General features: G+C 42.7%; 19 protein-coding genes. 5 read left to right on the forward strand and 14 right to left on the reverse strand.

The window, feature by feature from the left end:
- Positions 1-25 precede the first annotated feature (25 nt).
- Genes LCD34_RS06645 through LCD34_RS06660 form a run of 4 tightly spaced genes read left to right on the forward strand, consistent with a single transcriptional unit; the run spans position 26 to position 4,055 of the window.
- Positions 26-1,450, forward strand: a complete 1,425-nt coding sequence (locus LCD34_RS06645; protein ID WP_224558692.1) for a spore germination protein — start codon at positions 26-28, stop codon at positions 1,448-1,450.
- A complete protein-coding gene (locus tag LCD34_RS06650; protein ID WP_008347081.1) occupies positions 1,437-2,531 on the forward strand; it encodes an endospore germination permease in 1,095 nt (364 codons plus the stop codon). Before LCD34_RS06645 ends, LCD34_RS06650 begins: the two co-directional genes overlap by 14 nt.
- Entirely contained in the window at positions 2,528-3,649 is a 1,122-nt protein-coding gene (locus LCD34_RS06655; RefSeq protein WP_146270499.1) for a Ger(x)C family spore germination protein, read from the forward strand. The genes LCD34_RS06650 and LCD34_RS06655 overlap by 4 nt, the downstream gene beginning before the upstream one ends.
- Before the next feature lie 37 nt (positions 3,650-3,686).
- Positions 3,687-4,055, forward strand: a complete 369-nt coding sequence (locus LCD34_RS06660; protein ID WP_007500307.1) for a hypothetical protein — start codon at positions 3,687-3,689, stop codon at positions 4,053-4,055.
- A gap of 42 nt (positions 4,056-4,097) precedes the next feature.
- Here LCD34_RS06660 and LCD34_RS06665 read toward each other — a convergent pair whose 3' ends face one another.
- The 7 genes from LCD34_RS06665 to LCD34_RS06695 all read right to left on the reverse strand — a co-directional run bounded on the left by LCD34_RS06665 (position 4,098) and on the right by LCD34_RS06695 (position 9,578).
- A complete protein-coding gene (locus tag LCD34_RS06665) occupies positions 4,098-4,733 on the reverse strand; it encodes a response regulator (protein WP_041115722.1) in 636 nt (211 codons plus the stop codon).
- Complete coding sequence (gene liaS / locus LCD34_RS06670) at positions 4,730-5,794, reverse strand: two-component system sensor histidine kinase LiaS (RefSeq protein ID WP_007500303.1); 1,065 nt, start codon at positions 5,792-5,794, stop codon at positions 4,730-4,732. The genes LCD34_RS06665 and liaS overlap by 4 nt, the downstream gene beginning before the upstream one ends.
- Positions 5,791-6,555, reverse strand: a complete 765-nt coding sequence (gene liaF / locus LCD34_RS06675) for a cell wall-active antibiotics response protein LiaF (RefSeq protein ID WP_224559410.1) — start codon at positions 6,553-6,555, stop codon at positions 5,791-5,793. Before liaF ends, liaS begins: the two co-directional genes overlap by 4 nt.
- A gap of 30 nt (positions 6,556-6,585) precedes the next feature.
- Complete coding sequence (locus LCD34_RS06680) at positions 6,586-7,455, reverse strand: DUF4097 domain-containing protein (RefSeq protein ID WP_039168176.1); 870 nt, start codon at positions 7,453-7,455, stop codon at positions 6,586-6,588.
- A 111-nt stretch (positions 7,456-7,566) separates the two neighbouring features.
- Complete coding sequence (gene liaH / locus LCD34_RS06685; RefSeq protein ID WP_039168185.1) at positions 7,567-8,232, reverse strand: stress responsive protein LiaH; 666 nt, start codon at positions 8,230-8,232, stop codon at positions 7,567-7,569.
- A gap of 15 nt (positions 8,233-8,247) precedes the next feature.
- Entirely contained in the window at positions 8,248-8,643 is a 396-nt protein-coding gene (locus LCD34_RS06690; RefSeq protein ID WP_024719792.1) for a hypothetical protein, read from the reverse strand.
- 365 nt (positions 8,644-9,008) lie between these two features.
- Positions 9,009-9,578, reverse strand: a complete 570-nt coding sequence (locus LCD34_RS06695) for a cob(I)yrinic acid a,c-diamide adenosyltransferase (RefSeq protein ID WP_224558693.1) — start codon at positions 9,576-9,578, stop codon at positions 9,009-9,011.
- 189 nt (positions 9,579-9,767) lie between these two features.
- Here LCD34_RS06695 and LCD34_RS06700 point away from each other — a divergent pair, with 189 nt between their 5' ends.
- A complete protein-coding gene (locus LCD34_RS06700) occupies positions 9,768-10,514 on the forward strand; it encodes an SDR family NAD(P)-dependent oxidoreductase (RefSeq protein WP_048002142.1) in 747 nt (248 codons plus the stop codon).
- Positions 10,515-10,550: 36 nt separating this feature from the next.
- Here LCD34_RS06700 and pdxA read toward each other — a convergent pair whose 3' ends face one another.
- The 7 genes from pdxA to dapA all read right to left on the reverse strand — a co-directional run bounded on the left by pdxA (position 10,551) and on the right by dapA (position 19,563).
- Positions 10,551-11,555, reverse strand: a complete 1,005-nt coding sequence (gene pdxA / locus LCD34_RS06705) for a 4-hydroxythreonine-4-phosphate dehydrogenase PdxA (protein ID WP_060832639.1) — start codon at positions 11,553-11,555, stop codon at positions 10,551-10,553.
- Positions 11,531-12,877 (reverse strand): four-carbon acid sugar kinase family protein, encoded by a 1,347-nt coding sequence (locus LCD34_RS06710; protein ID WP_008347097.1) that lies wholly within the window; start codon positions 12,875-12,877, stop codon positions 11,531-11,533. The genes pdxA and LCD34_RS06710 overlap by 25 nt, the downstream gene beginning before the upstream one ends.
- 25 nt (positions 12,878-12,902) lie before the next feature.
- Positions 12,903-14,687, reverse strand: a complete 1,785-nt coding sequence (locus LCD34_RS06715) for a sigma-54-dependent Fis family transcriptional regulator (protein WP_224558694.1) — start codon at positions 14,685-14,687, stop codon at positions 12,903-12,905.
- A 146-nt stretch (positions 14,688-14,833) separates the two neighbouring features.
- The gene (locus tag LCD34_RS06720; RefSeq protein ID WP_224558695.1) at positions 14,834-16,009 is read right to left on the reverse strand and encodes a sialidase family protein; all 1,176 of its coding nucleotides are present in this window, start codon (positions 16,007-16,009) and stop codon (positions 14,834-14,836) included.
- Entirely contained in the window at positions 16,009-17,412 is a 1,404-nt protein-coding gene (locus LCD34_RS06725) for a sodium:solute symporter family protein (protein WP_025207958.1), read from the reverse strand. The genes LCD34_RS06720 and LCD34_RS06725 overlap by 1 nt, the downstream gene beginning before the upstream one ends.
- Before the next feature lie 71 nt (positions 17,413-17,483).
- Positions 17,484-18,656 (reverse strand): iron-containing alcohol dehydrogenase, encoded by a 1,173-nt coding sequence (locus tag LCD34_RS06730; protein ID WP_224558696.1) that lies wholly within the window; start codon positions 18,654-18,656, stop codon positions 17,484-17,486.
- Between the two features lie 4 nt (positions 18,657-18,660).
- Positions 18,661-19,563 carry a 4-hydroxy-tetrahydrodipicolinate synthase gene (gene dapA, locus LCD34_RS06735; protein ID WP_035701352.1) on the reverse strand — a complete coding sequence of 301 codons (903 nt, stop codon included), beginning with the start codon at positions 19,561-19,563 and terminating at the stop codon, positions 18,661-18,663.
- Positions 19,564-19,568: the final 5 nt, after the last annotated feature.

The raw sequence follows: 19,568 nt of genomic DNA on the forward strand, positions 1-19,568 counted from the left end.
AAAGAAATTGAGGCGGGTGATCCATTTGAATCAAACTCCATTGAAAGAGCACTTATACGATAATCTCTCTGTCATTCTCCCTCAGTTAAAGGACATGGATGATTTGATCCATGAGAAAAAAACATTGCCTCATGGACAGGTTGTCTACTATTTATACATTAAAGAAATGAACGAAGCGATGCAGATTCAAACCTTCTTAAAACTGCTATTGCAAGATCATGCCTCTCTGACAAAAGAGAAGCTAGAATCCAATTTATCGATGATGACTACCCGTACGGTGAAAACCTCTGAAGAACTAGTAGATGCTATTTTCCAAGGACATTGTGTCGTACTGATTAATGGATTTCAGCATGCTTATATTTTAGAAACACACGGAACGAAGAAACGTAATTTAGGAGATGCTACATCTGAAACCGTCGTAAGAGGACCAAAAATTGGTTTCATTGAAGATATCAACACGAACTTAGCTCTCGTCAGACAGCGTTTGAAAAACCCTGATCTCAAAACAGTAGATATGAAAATCGGCGAAAAGAAATACACCCAAGTATCGATCATGTTCATTGATGGTATCGTTGAGCCCTCTGTTTTAAAAGAGGTAAAAAAGCGTCTCAAACAAGTCACCATAGATGATATTCAAGACTCAGGCGTTCTTGAGGAGCTGATTGAAGACAATGTGTATTCTCCTTTTCCGCAAATTCAAAACACAGAACGGCCTGATAAAGTGGCGTCTGCTTTAAACAATGGACGCGTCGCCATCTTTGTTGATCATTCGCCTTTTATCTTAATTGTGCCTGCTTCTCTCGCGACGATTATGCAATCACCTGATGATTATTATGAAAGATGGATCGCTGCCTCTCTGATTCGTTTGCTGCGTTTTACGTCCATCTTTCTCACATTGTTTTTATCAGCCATTTATATTGCCCTTGTGTCCTTCCATCAAGGTCTTTTGCCCACAACTTTAGCTATTTCCATCTCAAGCACACGAGAGAATGTCCCCTTTCCTCCTATTGTGGAAGCACTCATCATGGAAATGACCATTGAGCTGCTGCGAGAGGCTGGGTTAAGGCTTCCTAATCCACTTGGACAAACAATCGGACTTGTGGGCGGTGTTGTCATTGGGCAGGCGGCCGTACAAGCCCATATCGTCAGCTCCATTATGGTCATTATTGTCAGCGTCATTGCACTTGCATCCTTTACCTTTCCTCAATATGGAATGGGGATATCATTTCGTGTCCTTCGCTTTGTATCCATGTTTACTGCAGCTGCATTCGGTTTATATGGACTTGTCCTGTTTATGCTCGTCTTACTCACTCATTTGACAAGACAAAAAAGCTTTGGCACCCCATATTTTTCACCAGATTTTGTGTTCAGTTATAAAAATGAGGACAATTCCATCATCAGATTGCCTCTGAAAAATCAAAAGAAAGGGGAACGACATGGTCAATCATAAAGAGTCGATCACAAGCTATCAGGCAAGTGCCATTATCGCCAATACCACACTAGGCGCAAGTATGATGATTCTGCCAAGATCAATGGCTCAAGCTGCGCCTACACCTGACGGCTGGATTGCACTCTTACTCATGAGTGTGATATACATTGTGTTTATTTTTGTCAATGTGCTCATGATGAAAAAGGTCTCCTTTTCTTCCTACTATGACTATACAAAAGAAGGACTTGGGAAATGGATTGGCTCACTTGCCAACCTGTTGATTATTATTTACTTTCTCGGCGTTGCCAGCTATGAAGTACGAGCCATGTCTGAGATGGTGAAATTCTTTCTACTTCAAAACACACCTGTAGCCGTGACGATGATCAGCTTTATTTTGGTTGGTTTTTACCTTGTGATTGGGGGGATTGGTGATTTTGCCCGGCTGTGCCCTTTTTTTCTGATTGTCACACTCATCATCTTATTTGTAGCCTACGGACTTAGTGTACAAGAGTTTAAGCTCGATAACCTACGGCCAGTTTTAGGAGAGGGCATTTCCCCTGTTTTCAATTCCTTGAATGCTTCGGCCATTTCGTTTGTCGGCATTGAAATGATGCTTTTCATGCCTGCCTATATGAATACGCAAAAACACACTTTTGCATATGGCTCCATCGGCTTTTTGATTCCTGCGATCATCTATATTTTCACCTATATTCTTGTGGTTGGTGCGCTCACGGTGAAAGAAACGGCGACTCTGACGTGGCCGACCATTGCCTTATTTCAATCATTTGATATTCAGGGGATTTTTATTGAACGGATTGAATCCTTTTTGCTGATTGTTTGGCTTGTCCAGCTTTATACGAGCTTTGTAGGATATACGTTTTTTGCTACGATAGGAGTCATCAAATTGACTAAATTCCCTAAAAAAATCGCGCTCGCCTTGATGGGCATTGTGATCTTCTTTGCCGCTCTTTTCCCAAAAGATGTTGATACGGTCCGAGACTATTTAACCTACGTTAACAACTTGTTCTTTCTTCTATTTGGTATACTCCCGTTTCTGTTATTTATCATCGTATTTTTCAAAAGGAGGCGGAAAACAGCATGAAAAAGAAAGCGGTTCTTGCGCTCTTCTCACTGATTCTATTATGCGGGTGCTGGGATAGTACAAATATCGAGGAGCTCAACATGGCAATTGGATTTGCTGTAGATAAAGGAGATGGCGGACATAAATTGAAGCTGTCTATGCAGGTGCTCGTTCCGCAAAAAATTGAGCAAGAATCAAGCGTGAAAGATCCGACGAAGATTATTGAAACAAGCGGTGATTCCATACACCAAATTTTTCGTACGACGGCCCTAAAAACACACCGCATTTTTGCTCAGCAGCTGAGGGTTTATTTGTTTTCTCAAGACCTTATCAATGAAAATAATTTCGATTTGGTCATCAATCAATTCATTCGGGACAATGAAACACGAAGAGGAAGCCTTGTCTTTATGGCTTCTGAGAAGCCTGGAGATATGCTGAAAATCAATGACGACGGGCAGCCTGCCGCTTCCACCTTATACGATATTTCTTCGAATACAAAAACGACCATTCGTATGTTCAAGCCCGTTTCCTTAGGAGATATTTCTTCTGCTATGCAAAACAACGTATCCTTTGCCATTCCGAAAGTCAGTGTCAGTCAGGGCAAATTAATGCTGGATGGTGCCTCGATTATTCAGAACAAACGATTTCTCACCAACATCTCTCCTTTAGCGGTGCAGTCCTACAACCTGCTGACTGGAGATGCAACAGGCGGAGTGATTGAATTCCAATATGAACATAGCATTTATTCTTTTGAGATCTTTAAAATCAAACACAACATTGACACCCATAAAACAGCCAGTGGCAAATATGAATTTGATGTGTCAGTGGAGCTTGATGGCAGAATGTCTGAGGATTGGAATGAACGGGAAAATTCATTTAATGAAAAATACCTCCAAGAAATTGAGAAAGTTGTGGCACATCGACTGGAGGAGAATGTGAAAGATTTTATCGGGGAATTACAGCATGAAATCAAAGCAGATATTTGTGGGTTTTATCAAAAAGCAAGCATTGCATATCCGAAAGACTATCGAAAAGAAGCAAAACATTGGGATGACATTTTTAGTGAATCGGATATTCGTTACAAGGTAAATGTGAAAATCCGTGACTTCGGGACTAAGGGCGCAACACAATCCTTATAGAGTATGTTAAAATGGTAAGAAAAAAAGGGTGTCAATCATGAAACGAGCTTTACTTTCGGCCGGCATTCTATTTTTGATTCTAGGAATACTTCTATTAGTCGTGGTATTCATGCAATCAAAAGAAGATTTCTTCATTGAAGCCGACAGCTTTTCAAGCACATTTTTGATCGTGATTTATTATGGACAAACCCCTGCGCTCCTTCTGATTGGAGGCGGTTTATTTGTTGGACTTTCACAGATCATTGATTTGCAAGAGAAAAAAGCGGCAGTGGCAAAGGAAAGCGTCAAGCTGCTTTCCGAGATGAAGAAAACCCTGGAAGACAAATCGGCCGAGGAGCAGGAGGCTTTTCCAGTTCCTGAGCTCCATCAACTATCCGAACGTCCAATCACAGGACAGAAGGACTAATTTTGCGCATGTTCCAGCAGCTTTCATTTGAAAGCTGTTTTTTTATTGAATCAGCTTATGGCGATGTGCATACACGGCTGCTTGTGTGCGGTCTTCTACATCAAGCTTGGAAAGAATGTTGGTAATATGCGTCTTGACTGTTTTGATGGTAATAAACAATTCCTCAGCAATGACCTTATTCGATTTTCCATCGGCAATCAGCTTTAATATTTCCATTTCTCTTGCGGTTAACGAATCGTGCAGAATGGACCCATTTGATGAATGGCGGAGTTTGTTCATGACCTTCCCAGCTACTTTTGATTCAAGTCTTGGTTCGCCGATACTCGCAGACCTGATGGCATCAGCGATTTCTCCTGCTTTCGATGTTTTTAAAAGATAACTTAAAGCACCAGCCTCAATCACTGGATACACTTTATCATCATCAATAAAGCTCGTCAGTACAATAATCCGGGCATCCTCTATTTCCTGACAAATTCTTTTCGTTGCTTCGATGCCATCCATGCCTTCCATAACAAGGTCCATTAAAATCACGTCTGGCCTTAATTCAACCGCTAGCTCTACACCTTTTTGTCCATCTGACGCTTCACCGATGACTTCAATATCCGCCTGTGCCTCTAAAAAAGCAGCAAGACCCATTCTCACCATTTCGTGATCGTCAATTAAAAGCACTCGAATCATCGAACGTTCTCTCCTTTTCCTTCATCAAAAATGGGAACCTTCACATCAATTTGTGTGCCTTTTCCCTCAAATGACATAATCTCTGCGACACCACCTACTTCACTTGTTCTTTCTCGTATCGATTCAAGTCCGTAGGAAGCAGTCTTCACATGATCTGTTTGAAAACCAATCCCGTTGTCGATAATTTTTAACTGAACTTGACGGTTCCGAATAAGCAGACGTACTGTCACCTTTGTCGCCTTTGCATGCCTAAACACATTGGAAAGGGCTTCTTGCACAATTCGGAACAGATGGTCCTCCACCCCTTTAGACAGCGGAGCATCATCTTCTATTTCCCAATCAATATCAATTGGTTGCTTTGCCTGAAATTCATTGAGCAGCTCAATCAAGCCTTTTTTCAAGTCTTTTCCTTCAAGGGTGATCGGTCTTAAATGCAGAAGGAGTGCACGCATCTCATTTTGTGCATCGCCAGCCATTCGTTCCACAAGACGCATTTGCTTTAAAATCTTTTCATCCTTTTCCTTCATCCCTTCAAGAATCGCAGACGTCATCATTGAAATGGCGAATAGCTGCTGGCTGACTGCATCATGCAGCTCACGCGCTAGACGCTGACGCTCTTCTGAGACAACCGATTTTTTCATTTGAACCTGCCATTCAGCTCGCTCATTTGAGAGCTTTTGTAAGGAGGCTACTTGCCCTTCCACTCGTTTCGCCATTTCATTTAATTGATCTGCCGCCAAACCAATTTCATCATCACCTAGAGAAGGCAGTCTATAGGCAAAATTCCCATTTTCAAACTTCAAAATCGACTCTACAAGCTGATCCAGCCGCTTCTTATGCTGATAGCCAAACACATGCCCCGCTGATACACCAATGGCGAGACTAATAATGAGCAAAATACAAAAAAACGGGATGCCGAACCACCGCGTAGACAGCAAAATCATGGGATCAAGCTGGTAATAAAAAAACATCGGGAGTGTCGTCATGATGACAACACCAAGCGAGATACCGACTGCAAGACGAACAGATTGCCACTGGATGCCTAAATGCAGTTTCCTCATAAGTACCTCACATCCACATCCCCAATCAGGAGAGAAATGGAGATTTTCACTTTTCGCTTGCTCTCATCATAATCATTTGTCATGACATACACTTTACTGCCGAACCCGCTTCTTTTTTCATCAATGATTTTCATATCACCAATTGCAGCCGAAGCACTCACACATACTTCAATATCCTGAGGTACGTAAATATCGACATCTCCGATGAGCCCACTAATGACGATCGTGCTCTCTTCCTCAGCAATAATCGCCTTTGATAAGTCGATTTTGACATCGCCAATAAAACCTGAAATGGTCAAATCGCTTAATTGAAATGGTTTTTTCATCAGCCTGACTTCACCGATGAAGAAATCATGTTCTTTGCGCGGCTTTGTCTGGCTTTTTGTTTTCTTCTGATCGCCCTCTTTTTCAAGATTGACTTTCAGTGAAGGCTTTCCATCGTCTGATGATTCCTTTTTATCGACATCAAAAACAGGTTTGTTTTTCAATAAACGATAGCCCGCATAGATCAAAAAGGCAGCAAATAAATACCCAGTCAAACTAAACGTGATATTTAGTAGAAATTTCAAGAAGAGAAAGCCTGCAAAAATATAGGAAACCGAACCGAGCCAACGTTTAGATCGAGAGTGCAGCCAATAACCAAATAGAGCAAAAAACACTGGCCAAAATAAGTCTGCCCCAATCCCAATAATTTTGAGAAAAAGATTTATACCGAAAATCACCACAATGATGCCTAAAATTTGATTTCTAGAAAAACGCAGTTGACTCGCCTCCTTCCTTTTTACGTTTGTTTACCGCAATTTTAAGCTTCCGCTTGTCATCTCAATATCGACTAAGTGTGTCCCTTTCCCATGCGTGCCTGTAAAACCTCGGCCTTCACTGTCCGCTTGGTCAAAATCATACGAATGATCAATACGTCCACTCGTTTTTTTCACTTGGACTTTGAAATCTCCCTCATCTGGCAAGTTAAATTTCGCACTGCCTGATGTCATGTGAAAGTCGACTGGTGAATCAATTGTATCAAAGCTTGCTGTCAGCCTGCCGCTTGTCATGCCTAATTGCAGCTTTCCTTTTACATCTTGAATATCAGCACGACCAGAAGTGGCACCAATATCACTTTCCTTCGCATCAATATGAGACACTGAAAGTCTGCCAGAAGTCGCTTTGATTTCCACACGATTTGCTGAGAAGTTCTCAGCTGTGAGGTTTCCGCTCGTTGATTTGAGCGTCACATCTTGAAGAGACAGCTTTCCTTCGCCATTTACTTCGCTCACGCCGATTCCACCTGTTATTTTCACATCTTTATGATAATCTGTTGGAATTTTGACTAAGAGTTCTCCTTTTTCAAATGCAGAGAAAAACAAAAATCCTTTATTTTCAGCACGGACTTTGAATGTTCCGCCTGTTTGTTCCGCATACATTTTCCCTTTTCCATTCACAACCATCACAGAAATATCCGAACGATCTTCCGGCTTCACCTTGATGCGAAATCCAGAAAGAGAGATATCTAATTGTTCAACCTCATCCTTTTTCGCTGAAGCTGTTGTGACCGCTTTATCACGAGAAAAGCTCAAATGAAAGAGATCTCCATTTTTGAAAAGCATCCCAATCATCAAAAAAACACCAACAAGTATACAAATTAGACCAATGAACCGTTTCATTTATATCATCCCTTTATCCTTTGACCTTTTTATTATAAGGAAAAGCGAAACAGAAAGAAATCAAATAACGGAAGAAAAATCCTGTTTTTCTTCCGTTTTGACACATTTCCATTAGTTTGCCGGCTGTTTCTCAAGCTGCTTTGATCGCTTAAGCTTTTGCCATTCCTTTTCAACCTCATCAGCGTAATCAAGATGAGCATAAGCACCCTGATCGGCAAATTGTGCATAACTACCCGCTTTTGTCTCCATTTCCTCTATACGGTTCTCCATGCGTAGAAATTCTTTATAAGCACTTTCACTATCAACCTTATTCATAGATTCATTCATATGCTGCTTTGCCTGTGCGGCATTGGCTCTTGCAATCAGCGCTTGCTTCTTGTCTTTAACATCACGCAGCTTTGTTTCTAGATGCTGCAACTGTTCTTTCAGCTCTTTCAGCTGTTTAACAGATTGCTGATAGGCTTCTTGATATTCGTTGTGCTTTTCTTCAAAATACTTCATTTCAGTCAGTGCTTTCCGTGCAAGTTCTTCTTCTCCTGCATGAAACGCCAGCTCCGCCTGTTTCTTTCGCTTATCAGCAAATTCTTCTGTTTCTTCTGCTTTTCTCAAGAAACCTTGCTGAATGGTTTGCTGTTTAATGATCGCATGCTTCGCTTTGGCAATATCGTCCTCCATATCACGAACATATTGATTCAGCATGACACGCGGATTCTCCAATTTATCTAAGCCTTCATTGACTGTTGCAACAAACATATCACGTACTCTTCTTAATACCATTTCATATTCCTCCCTTTATTTTTTCTTTAAAAAGTCTTCCCATTCTTGATCAAATGACGTGTGCATAGATTCTTCCATGTTCGGTGCCGTGTTTGGCTCCATATATGTTGTTCTGCCGGATGATTCCTTTGCAGATTCACCATTGATCATCTTCCAGCCAAAGTAGAGAAGTACTCCAGCAAATGCGATTCCGAGTAAAAATGGCAGTGACTGTGCGACGAGCAATACACCGATAATAGAGAGTATGACCCCTGTTGTTTTACTGCCTTTATCATATTTTTTGACACCTACATAAATGAGCCACGCCCCAATCAAAGTCGGGATCAGCCCGCCCAATGAACCACCAAAGAAGATGGATAAACCGATAAACATCAGGATTGAACCGATGATGGTTTTACTTGTGATTTTCATCTTCATGCCTCCTTTCTTGCTCCTTGCTTTCACTATAGTCAAAAAAGGAAGCTGGCAAAACGTGTCGTAGATTGATCTTTGATTGCGACCAGAGTCGTAACATGGCTCAGACTGAGCGGTTGAATCTATAGAAAAAGCACTCTTCGACTAGAAGAGTGCTCAGATTATTGACAAAGCGCTAAAATGAACTTGATTTTAGCCCTTTGTCTTCTTTTCAGTGTAATAGAAGACCTTTGCAGTCTAGGAAGAACAGTTACTTTTGCGGAGCGAATTGGACATTCGTGAGCACCGGCACGCAGGACTGACAAAGAATGCGAGGGTTTGTCTACACGCTGAACACTCTTCGACTAGAAGAGTGCTTTTCCTCATTTAGAACGAAACACATCTGCACTTCGTTCATATTCAACATCTGCTTCACCGAGCCGATAATTCACAATACGGGCGGCAGCAAATAAATAGTCGGATAGACGGTTCACATATGTGAGCGTAACTGCTGGAATTTCCTCCTGCTTTGCGAGTGTCACAATATGCCGCTCGGCTCTCCTGACGACTGTTCGCGCTACATGTAAGAGGGCAGCACCTTCCTGGCCCCCAGGTAAAATAAATTTAGTCAGCGGCGCGGCTTCTTCTACATACACGTCCATTCGCTTTTCAAGGACTGTGACAGATTCTTCTTTTAACTTGCCTTCTTTCGGTGGTTTCACCGCTGCCAAATCACCGCCGCAGTCAAACAGTTCATGCTGAATGACCATCAGCTCAGATAGAATATCTTGAAACAATTCGCCATGCTGCCTTAAGTTTGCATGGGCTAGTCCAATCAAACTATTCGCCTCATCTAATGTACCGTACGCTTCTACCCTTGCATCATCTTTATCAGCCCGCCCGCCAATCAAGCCTGTTTGACCTTGATCTCCGGTTTTTGTATAAAGTTTCATTGAGGTTCCCCCTTATCCATTGCTTGTTCCTTTTAGTATACCCTGAAGTGGAAAAGATGTATTTGTTTTATTATGAAACACTTTTATTCAAAACCTCTTCATTTCCACTTTATTTGTTGAATGATGAAACATCACATTTTATAATAAATGAAAGCGCTTTTTAATTATGACAGATGGGTGGGATGATAGATGACTTTACAAAACAAAGTAGCAATCATTACAGGTGCAAGCAGAGGGATTGGCCGCGCCATTGCGGAGGCATTTGTCTCTGAAGGAGCTAAAGTGGTGCTGAACGGAACGAATGAAGTGCTATTGCAAGACGTTTGCTCCTCTCTGAATAAAGAAGAGACACGCGCTGTTTCTGTCGTTGGTGATGCTAGTTTACCAGCGACAGCTGCCTCCCTCGTTGAGAAGGCAAAAAACCATTTCGGACAGATTGATATATTGGTCAACAATGCTGGAATCAATTTGCGGAAATCAACAGTCGATACATCTGTTGATGAATGGAAAAGACTAATTGATATTAATTTGACGGGTACGTTTCTCATGTGTCAAGCAGTCATTCCTGACATGATCAAACAGCAAGGCGGGAAGATTGTCAACATGAGTTCAACTACTGGCAAAACCCCTCATCACAATGCATCACCTGCTTACGGCGTTTCAAAGGCAGGTATCAATTACTTAACGATGCATCTTGCCAAAGAATTAGCAGCACATCACATTCATGTAAATGCTGTCTGTCCTGGGCCAATTGAGACAGACATGAGCAAACAGTGGAGTGATGAATACCGTAGATCTGTTTTAGAAAGAATTCCTCTGAAAACAATTGGAACACCGCAGCAAGTCGCAAACGCCGTCACCTTTTTAGCCTCTGATCAGTCAGATTTCATCACAGGGGAAACCATCAATATGAATGGCGGAACGTATATGAACTAAAGAAAGAGCCTCCATTGGAAGGCTCTTTCACTTTTACTATCGGTTCTCTCTCGTACCAGAAAGCATGATTGCCTGCCGAATGGCTTCTTCCATACTCGCAGAATCAGCCTTTCCTGTTCCTGCGATATCAAATGCCGTCCCATGATCGACACTTGTACGGATTATAGGCAATCCAACTGTAATGTTCACGCCTGATTCTAAGCCAAGCACCTTGATTGGTCCATGCCCTTGATCATGATACATCGCCACAACGATATCAAAGTCGCCTCTTGTCGCCCTAAAGAACAGTGTATCAGCTGGTAGCGGGCCAAATACTTGAACCCCTTCATCCTGTGCTCGTTCTACCGCTGGAATGATCTTCTCCTCTTCTTCTCCGTTTCCAAACAGACCATTCTCCCCGGCATGCGGATTAATCCCGCACACAGCAATTCTAGGTGCAGGGATACCAGATCGAACGAGGGTATCATGAGCCAGTTTAATCGTTGTGTATACACGCTCAGGATTGATTTTTAAGATGGCATCCATTAATCCGATATGTGTCGTCACATGCACCACTTTTAAATTAGGAGCTGCCAGCATCATGGCATAATCGTTCGTACCTGTCAGGTCAGCTAAAATTTCTGTATGCCCTGGATACATATGACCAGCCTTATGAAGTGCTTCCTTGTTTAACGGTGCTGTACAAATGCCGTCAATTCTACGGTCATTCGCAAGTGTAATGGCTTTTTCAAGATATCGAAAAGCGGCATTCCCTGCTTCTTTTGAAATCTCTCCTACTGGAATATCGCTTGTTAATAGATGAAGATCAAGACAAGGAACGGCACCAGCTTTTACTTGTTCCGCTTCCTCCGGTTCTTTAATACTGACAATCTCCACATCTGTATTCACAAAATCTTTCGCCCTATTTAATATATGGGTGTCTCCAATGACAAATAGTACGGCTTCTTCATGTAAACGGCTTTGCTGGAAGGCTTTTAAAATAATTTCAGGACCAACCCCAGAAGCATCTCCCATCGTTACAGCAATGATTGGTTTTGCCATTCGTCTACCCCCTCTATGTTTTTCAACACTTCAACCGCATGAAGCACAGAATCTTTTTGACCATATGCCCCTGCTTTTGTGACCGCATATACACTCGTATCAACGAGCCGCCCAAGCGGGATGCCGGGTTCAATTTCTTTCAACAGCTGAATCCCGCCTGCTCCAAGCTCATGGCATATCGCACGCGCCGTATCTCCACCAGTTAAAAAAAGGCGTTTCACCCCTGTTAATTCAACAATGTCTTTTGTGATCTTACCAAGACAGACAGATAAGGTACTTCCTACTTCTTGTCTTGTCATGCCATTCGCTTCACCGTATGCCAACATCTGTTCAACCATTTCTGGCCTTGCGTCTGTATAAAGGAGAATATCTTCATCCTGACGCATGAGCAGCTGATCCATGACTGATTTCCTTTCCCATGCTTCACGGCCGTTTAATACATTCAACGGGTTCACTTTCACCTCGAGACAATCGTGCTTTTCTCTTAAAAAAGCAAACTGCTCATTTGTTTTTTGAGAAGCACTTCCTGAAACGATGAGAACAGATTCATGCTTTTTTGCATGAGAAAGATTGCGGTGTTTCGCAACATAGGATGATAATGCGCCAGCGAGTCCAGCTGACCCGACCCAAAGCACTCTTTGATTGATCTTCATAAACAAATCAACGATCTGTGTTAAATCATGGTTCGTTTCTGCATCACACACAAACCATTGATGACCATGTTTTAATAAAGATGAAACGTCATGACTCGTTTCGTTTAGCTCTGAATAGACCGCCTGCTGCGAAAGATGTTTTGGCTTGATGTTTGTCTGCTCTTCAATTAAGTCTGAAATACTGGATGTCAGGACAGGCGTTTTTGGGTCCTTCGCTGCTTCTGATAGATGAACAGGCACACCCTCCACATAATGAATGCCATAGGCCGTAGATCTATTCGCATCGGGGTAAGCGGGGGCAATGACTGCCGCATCAAACCGGCCAAGATCCATTAGTGCCTGAAGCTCTATTCCTATATTTCCTCTTAACGTTGAATCTATTTTTTTAAAGAAAAGGTGTGAATCTCCTTGTAGAAACGGCTGAACCATTTGACTGACCTCATTATACGCTCTTTCAGAAGACATACTTCGCGAGTCTGTATCGACAATCAGTACATCTTCCTCCTTGTACCGGCTCATATCCTCAAATGACGGCTGGAACAGCACAGAGGCTTTTAAACCGGCCTTCACAAATTGAACACCTGTATCACTTGCGCCTGTTAAATCATCAGCCACAATGATCACCTTTTGCTCTAAGTTCGCTCCTTTTTTTAATAGATCGTTTGTCATTTAGACACCTCGGTCTCATTGCATATTATTCCTTTAACTTTCTCCACAGCGTCGTGCGGTTAATATTCAGCCGCTTTGCTGCTTTTGATTGATTCATATTTTCTTCTTCCAGTACCGTCCGAATGATTCGTCTTTCAATCTCGTCAAGCGTGCCATGTAAATAGCTGGACAGCTGTTTTTCTTCATTCTCAGAAGCAAGTTGCTCAATTGCCGGCTTTGCTTTACTCAACGTGATATATCCACTTTTTGTTGTCAGCACCAGTTCCTCCATAATCCGCTTGAACTGCCGGACATTTTCTCTAAATCGCTCGTTTTGAAAGGCGGCAATCACATCTGCTGACAGCCCAACAACCTGCGTCCCATAAAGAGAATTTAATTCAGCTATAAATAACCGGCTCATGTCCTCAATATCTTCTGCCCGTTCAGATAACGGCGGGACATGAATGACGAGCTCCTGCAAACACGTATATAGGTCTTCATGAAACGCCCCAGATTGCATCAATTTGAACAAATCAACTGTAGATGCAGCCATCCAGCGAATGTTCTGCTGATGATGAATAAGCTGCTCGGCCATAATGGGCTGCATAGCCATTGGGACACGATCAATATCCTTCAAAAAGATCGTCCCTTTTTGATGCACCGGAATTATGTTTACATCATCTAATTCAGTCAAACGGCTGCAATGCACCGTCATAAAGCTCTCATTTTTCCTCTCGCTCATTTGGTGAATAGCAAAAGCAAGGCTTGATTTACCAGTTCCTTGTTCACCATAGAGACAAATCGATCGATCTGTTTGGCTGAACGCCTTTGCCCTTTTAATCACATCTTTCATATTTGAACTCTGCTCAGTAAAAAGAGCAAATGGATGTGCTGAATGAACAGGTGCAGCCAGCGTCCATATACGCTGCCCCTCCCTATTAATCACAGCAGAAGGCTTCTCAATCGTCAAAAGTAGCTCACCTTTAGATAATAAGCTTCCTTTGACATGCCACACTTGCTGCTGAAAGGAGATTTGAGAATATCCATTTTGTTTTCCTTCTCGAACTGCTTTTACTGCTGGTTCAAGCGCCGGGCACCAATCCATCACATCAACATGAGACGTAAACGGTGCAAATAACCCTTTTTCTGTCCATTCTTTCATTTGCTGATTGATAAAATAAAGCTGATTGTGCTGATCAATGATCAGCATCCCTTTTGACTCTTGGTCAATCATTTCACGAAAGAGGCGCTGCTCAGCTGTCGCCTCTTTATATAAACGGTACATTTGTTTTGCTTGATGAAACGCTTCTTTGACAGATTCACGTCCTGAGGTAATGAGCATGCTTTGCATCCCCAACTGCTTGGCCGCTTTATCTGTAACCACATCACCCAGTACAACCTGTGTCCCTTGCTCCTGTAACTGCTGTAAAAGATCCCACACTTCTTCCTCTTGCTGTATTGTATAAATATCAATTTTGATCCCGTATAACTCTCCGATGGTGCGTACACCTTGTGTAATATTTTCAAATCCAACTACTGCTTTTTTCCCTTGGTAATCTTTAATCAGCGTCAGGGCACGAAGCAAGTCGTAGCCTGACACAGGGATATCCACCACTGGAATGTTGACGTGTTTTTGAATAAGCGCAGCTGTCCCCCCGCGGCTCATAATAATATCCATTCCTTGAGCCTCGGCCTGTTCTGCCAGTGCAACACCAGACCTAAGATCTCCGACTTCAAGCTGGAATGTGATGCTTTTTTCGTCTTTGGCAAGGTCGATTAATACATCGCCTAATCCTTTATACGGCGCAATACCTAATACTTTTATATTCATGAAAAGGACCCCCATTTTTTATCTCTTCATCGTGAGACATACGTTGAGGGAGTCCAAATGTTAGCAAATTGAGACAACCCTCCAAACATCAATTATAAATGAAGAAAATGAGGGTTACAATTCACGGAAACACTGATCCCTTGCGGTTAAGACGTGTGATGAGTCCATTCTTCTTTCACACACACATACTTGATGGCCTGCCGGTAAAAAGTAAACGCAATGTGCAGACTACCATCTTTTCCTTCTGTGATGGATGGATAAGAATACTCTCGATTCAATTTGTCCTTTGAGTTGTTTGTCATGGCATATCCATCGCCAATTTCAAGGTTACGTCTGACGGGCCATGTCGCACCGTCATCCGTCGAGATGGCAAGTGTCATTGGCGCACGCGGTGTTCCCCAAAAGGCTGGACGCGCCTCTGTATCAACAGCCGTTCGTGTATCGCCTTCATCCTCAATTTCATCATACAAGGACGCTCTTCTTTCTGTTTGATCATCCGCATTGATATGGTTATACACGAGGGCAAGATGACCATTATGGAGCACCGTAAATTGAATGGATGAGTTATTGTTTGGCAGCTCTGTTGCTCTTGGCTCAGACCATGTCCGTCCATGATCCACTGAACGGCTCATATAAATCGAATCAGCAAACCGGCTTCTAAAGAGGGCAAGCAGGGAACCATCCGTACATTTTCCGATATTCATATGAACACAGCCAGTACTGTTGGGCACAGTGACCTCTTCCCAGGTCTTCCCTTGATCTGAGGAAATCTTCACAGCACTGACATCACGGTTTCCTGTCCATTTTACGCCAGGAATCGTTTTACAATAGAACACCGGAAGGAGCCAATCATCATTATCCAATACAACAATAGGCTGTCGTATAAACGTCCCCGGCTGATCAAATAAAGTACCAATCTCTCCCCAAGTCTCTCCTCTATCCTCCGATAAACGATATCTCACAAGAGCTGTATCTTGATTGCCAGAAAGTTGTGCTGTATAAAGCAGCCACAGCCTGCCATCTTTCTCTTGAAAAAGAACTGGATTTTGTTCAGATCTTGTAGAATCATCAGACAGCTTCACAGTTTTCGTCCATTGATTACTTCCTTGTTTGAGCCTTGACATATAGATAGAGATATCAGGAATTCCTTCTTGCGTACCGCCAAACCATACACACAGCAAATCTCCATTATCCAGTTCGATGAGATTAGCTGCATGGTTTTGCACGCAATCTGTTGGTAAAAAGGCTTCTTTTCTAGCTGCGTCTTGTTCATTTTGTCGCAATTTTCCATCTATTTTGATCATGATGTCTTCATTTGTCATCATAATTCTCCTTTCAGTGATTGATCCTTTTTAGCTGGCGGGCTGATCCATCGATCCATCACCAGAACTAGGAAAGGAATGATAATGGCCACATACATATTATCGATTCCAAATGGATTATCGAGTAAATACCACACCGTCGTGGCGATGCCTGAAGCGGCAAGACCAATGGTTGCTCCTCTATTTGAATTAAAGTATGGCAAGTAAAAGCCCATTGCTGCTACAACTGCAATCGATGTTCGAAGTGCTCGTGTAAAAAAGGAAAGTGACAGCAACTCTGGTGCAAGTGCGACCCCCACAAGCGGCACAATCCCAACCATGACAGCTACATACCGAGTCACCTTCATACGCTGCTCTGGTGATGGTTTCTTTTTCGGTACATAAAAGTCATCAATAATCAACGTGGTTGTAGCAAGTGCAACCGTCGAGACACCAACAAAAATGGATGCGACAAGCGATGTTGCCACAATAGCGCTCAAAATCGGATTCATATGCTGTAAAAAGACAGGGAAAGCATAAATAGGGTCAATGTCTGGATACAAATAACGGGCTGCGACACCGATGATCCCGATCGCAATGGCAAGCGGCAAACAAAGGAGTGCTGCATACAGGGTCGATTTTTTCGCTTCTCGCTCACTTTTCGACGAGGTGATCGCTTGAATGATAAACTGCGTCGCAAAAATGGCCCCCATGTTTCCTATAAACCAAGCTCCAATCGTTCCCCAACCGATGGTCCCATCCCATGTAAAGAAATGGTCGGGTAATGTTTGTTTCATTGGCTCAAAGCCTTTTGTTAAATAAAGGGCTACCCCTAGTGTAATCAAAATCCCCGCATACTTCACAATTGAATGAAGGATCGTGACCCATGCAACCCCCTTCATTCCTCCGAAAGTAAAATAAAATGTACTCACAACCGCCGTGATGATGGCACAGGTCATTAAAGGAAGACCAAGAATGGATGCAATGGCAGCTGAACCACTTAAATAGTTTCCTAGATTCACCAAGAGCAGGGCTGCAATCATAATGACAGAGACAACAAGCTTTGTTGATTTCCCAAATTTTTGATCAATAATACCTGAAATCGTGTATTGTCCTGTTCGATAAAACTTTCCCACTAAGAAAAAGGAAAAAATAAAAAAGGCAATAGCAACTGTGATAACAGACCATGAAGCGGAAAGCCCGTGTGTAAAAGCAGATTCAGCTGTTCCGACAGTTGACTTCGTCCCAATGAATTCACTCATTAACAAAATACCGACCACAATAGCTGGAAGTGACTTAGCGGCATTGTTAAATTCTGAGTTAGACTTACTACGGAAACGCATCGTCAGCCAGGTCGTAAACAGAATATAGAGAATAATGACGATTAAAATAAATGTGATGACAGAACTACTTAAGACATTCACTTAAAATCCCCCTTTGTGTGCAAGCCGTATGAAGCAACTTCTCATGTCCCATCCCAGTGACGTATGAAGTGTTAAACGTGGAGCAGTTTCATGTAGACCTGTTCAATATCAGAGACAGACATCGGCTTCGGGTTGTTATCCATTAATCTCTTCACCTCTGAAGCAGCTTCAGCAAGTGCCGGCACATCTTCTTTTGACACGCCGAAGGCTTTGAGTTGTTGAGGAATGTGTAAATCCGCTGTCCACTCTTCAACTTGACGAATCACTTGCTCTGCAAGCGTATGCTTTGAGCCTTTCTCTTCGATCCCTATCACTCTAGCAATATCTTCAAGACGATCTTTGATATGGTCTGCATTAAACGCCGTGACATGAGGAAGCAGCATGGAATTAGCGACACCGTGTGAAATTTTGAATTTCCCCCCTAACGGATAAGCCATTGCATGAACAGCAGCGGTTCCGGCACTTGTGAGCGCCATCCCGCCATACATGGCACCAACCAGCATATCTTCCCTTGCTGTCATATTATCCCCGTGATGATAGGCCTCCTGAATACTTCCTGAAATGAGCCTCATCGATTCGAGTGCAAACATATCACTAAATGGATTGGCTTTATTTGAAATATACGATTCAAGCGCATGCGTAAACGCATCCATCCCTGTAGCTGCGGTAATGGCTTTTGGCAATTTGAGTGTCAGTGCGGGATCTAAGATCACAAGATCAGGCAAAAGGTATGGGCTGACCATGCCAATTTTTAATTCTTTTTCCGGAAAGGTAACAATCGCGTTTGGTGTCACTTCTGATCCCGTACCTGAGGTTGTTGGAATGAGAATCGTTGGAACTCCTCTTTTTTTAACAAGGTTCGTGCCAACGAGATCAGAAATTGGCTGATCATTCGTCTTTAGAACAGCTAATATTTTGGCCGCATCCAGCACACTCCCGCCACCAATCCCAATAATGGCTTCATGCTCCCCTTTTAAAAATGTCTGGAATACGTCCTCGATATTTTCTTCCGTTGGTTCAGGCTTAATCTCTGTGCTGATCTCACTCGCAATCCCTTTTTTCGCAAGTTCTGTTTTGATTTGATCTCCGTAACCAAGAGATACGATGGATGGCTGCGTTAAAATAAAAATCGATCTCAATTTGCTAAGTCCTAATAGCTCTAGTTTCTCCCCAAGGAGCTCTAGAGAGTGGGCGCCAGAAACAATGTGTGATGCCGTTTGAAAGTGATAATGTGATATTGTCATCTCTTCACGACTCCTTTGCTGCTTTTGCTTGTATCCGATAATTCTCCATCATGTTCATCACAGCTTCTAAAGCCTCGCCGGATAATGCTTTGACCGGGCTTTTTGGCGGACCTACAGGAATCCCTGAAAGTTCAGCTGCTTTTTTCAAAGGTGCTGGTAACGTTCCTAATGTGAATGTCGCTCTTAACGGCTGCAGCTGCTGCTGACATTGCTCACTTTGGTCAAGATTTCCTTGCTGAAACGATTCATAAATGCCAACGACGGTTTTGGGAAGCACATTTGCCGTTGCCGCCACTGCACCTGTTCCGCCTAGCTTCAATGTCTCTAAAATGAGGGAATCCGTTCCTGCAAGCACGACAAACTCTTCATCCTTTGTGACATCGAGATACGCTTTGATATTGGCAATATCTCCACTACTGTCTTTAATACCTAACACATTCGGTAGGACGCTGAGCCTTGCAACCGTCTCTGGCGCAAGTGACACACCTGTTCTTGATGGAATGTTATAAAGTAAAATGGGGATGGTCACATTCTCTGAAATATGACGAAAATGCTCATACAGCTCCTCTTGTGATGGCGCAACAAAATAAGGGGTGATAACAGACAAGACATCTACGCCTAAATCTGCGAACTTGTTTGACAGCTTAATGGTTGCCTTAGTGCTATTCTCACCTGCTCCCATGTATACAGGCACCCTGCCGCCCGCAGCCTTTACAACAGTTTCAGCAATTTGAAGCTTTTCTTCCTCTGAAAACAAATGAAATTCGCCGTTTGTCCCTAAAGCAAAGATGCCGTGCACACCTGAGTCGATTAAATGATCAATAAGTTGCTTTGTCACTTCTGGATGAAAATGCTCTTCTTCTGTAAGCGGTGTCAAAATAGCTGGAATGATTCCTTGAATGTTCAAATGAT

This window comes from Bacillus sp. RAR_M1_44 (assembly GCF_020165935.1).
Lineage (GTDB): Bacteria > Bacillota > Bacilli > Bacillales > Bacillaceae > Bacillus > Bacillus altitudinis.

Excerpts from the sequence above, each read along its gene's own strand:
- LCD34_RS06650 (WP_008347081.1), top strand. The coding sequence starts at position 1,437 with ATGGTCAATCATAAAGAGTCGATCACAAGCTATCAGGCAAGTGCCATT.
- pdxA (WP_060832639.1), bottom strand. The coding sequence starts at position 11,555 with ATGGCAAAACCAATCATTGCTGTAACGATGGGAGATGCTTCTGGGGTT.
- liaH (WP_039168185.1), bottom strand. The coding sequence starts at position 8,232 with ATGGTATTAAGAAGAGTACGTGATATGTTTGTTGCAACAGTCAATGAA.
- liaS (WP_007500303.1), bottom strand. The coding sequence starts at position 5,794 with ATGAGGAAACTGCATTTAGGCATCCAGTGGCAATCTGTTCGTCTTGCA.
- LCD34_RS06700 (WP_048002142.1), top strand. The coding sequence starts at position 9,768 with ATGACTTTACAAAACAAAGTAGCAATCATTACAGGTGCAAGCAGAGGG.
- LCD34_RS06680 (WP_039168176.1), bottom strand. The coding sequence starts at position 7,455 with ATGAAACGGTTCATTGGTCTAATTTGTATACTTGTTGGTGTTTTTTTG.
- LCD34_RS06720 (WP_224558695.1), bottom strand. The coding sequence starts at position 16,009 with ATGACAAATGAAGACATCATGATCAAAATAGATGGAAAATTGCGACAA.
- LCD34_RS06695 (WP_224558693.1), bottom strand. The coding sequence starts at position 9,578 with ATGAAACTTTATACAAAAACCGGAGATCAAGGTCAAACAGGCTTGATT.
- LCD34_RS06655 (WP_146270499.1), top strand. The coding sequence starts at position 2,528 with ATGAAAAAGAAAGCGGTTCTTGCGCTCTTCTCACTGATTCTATTATGC.
- LCD34_RS06690 (WP_024719792.1), bottom strand. The coding sequence starts at position 8,643 with ATGAAAATCACAAGTAAAACCATCATCGGTTCAATCCTGATGTTTATC.
- LCD34_RS06730 (WP_224558696.1), bottom strand. The coding sequence starts at position 18,656 with ATGACAATATCACATTATCACTTTCAAACGGCATCACACATTGTTTCT.
- LCD34_RS06715 (WP_224558694.1), bottom strand. The coding sequence starts at position 14,687 with ATGAATATAAAAGTATTAGGTATTGCGCCGTATAAAGGATTAGGCGAT.
- LCD34_RS06710 (WP_008347097.1), bottom strand. The coding sequence starts at position 12,877 with ATGACAAACGATCTATTAAAAAAAGGAGCGAACTTAGAGCAAAAGGTG.
- LCD34_RS06665 (WP_041115722.1), bottom strand. The coding sequence starts at position 4,733 with ATGATTCGAGTGCTTTTAATTGACGATCACGAAATGGTGAGAATGGGT.
- LCD34_RS06660 (WP_007500307.1), top strand. The coding sequence starts at position 3,687 with ATGAAACGAGCTTTACTTTCGGCCGGCATTCTATTTTTGATTCTAGGA.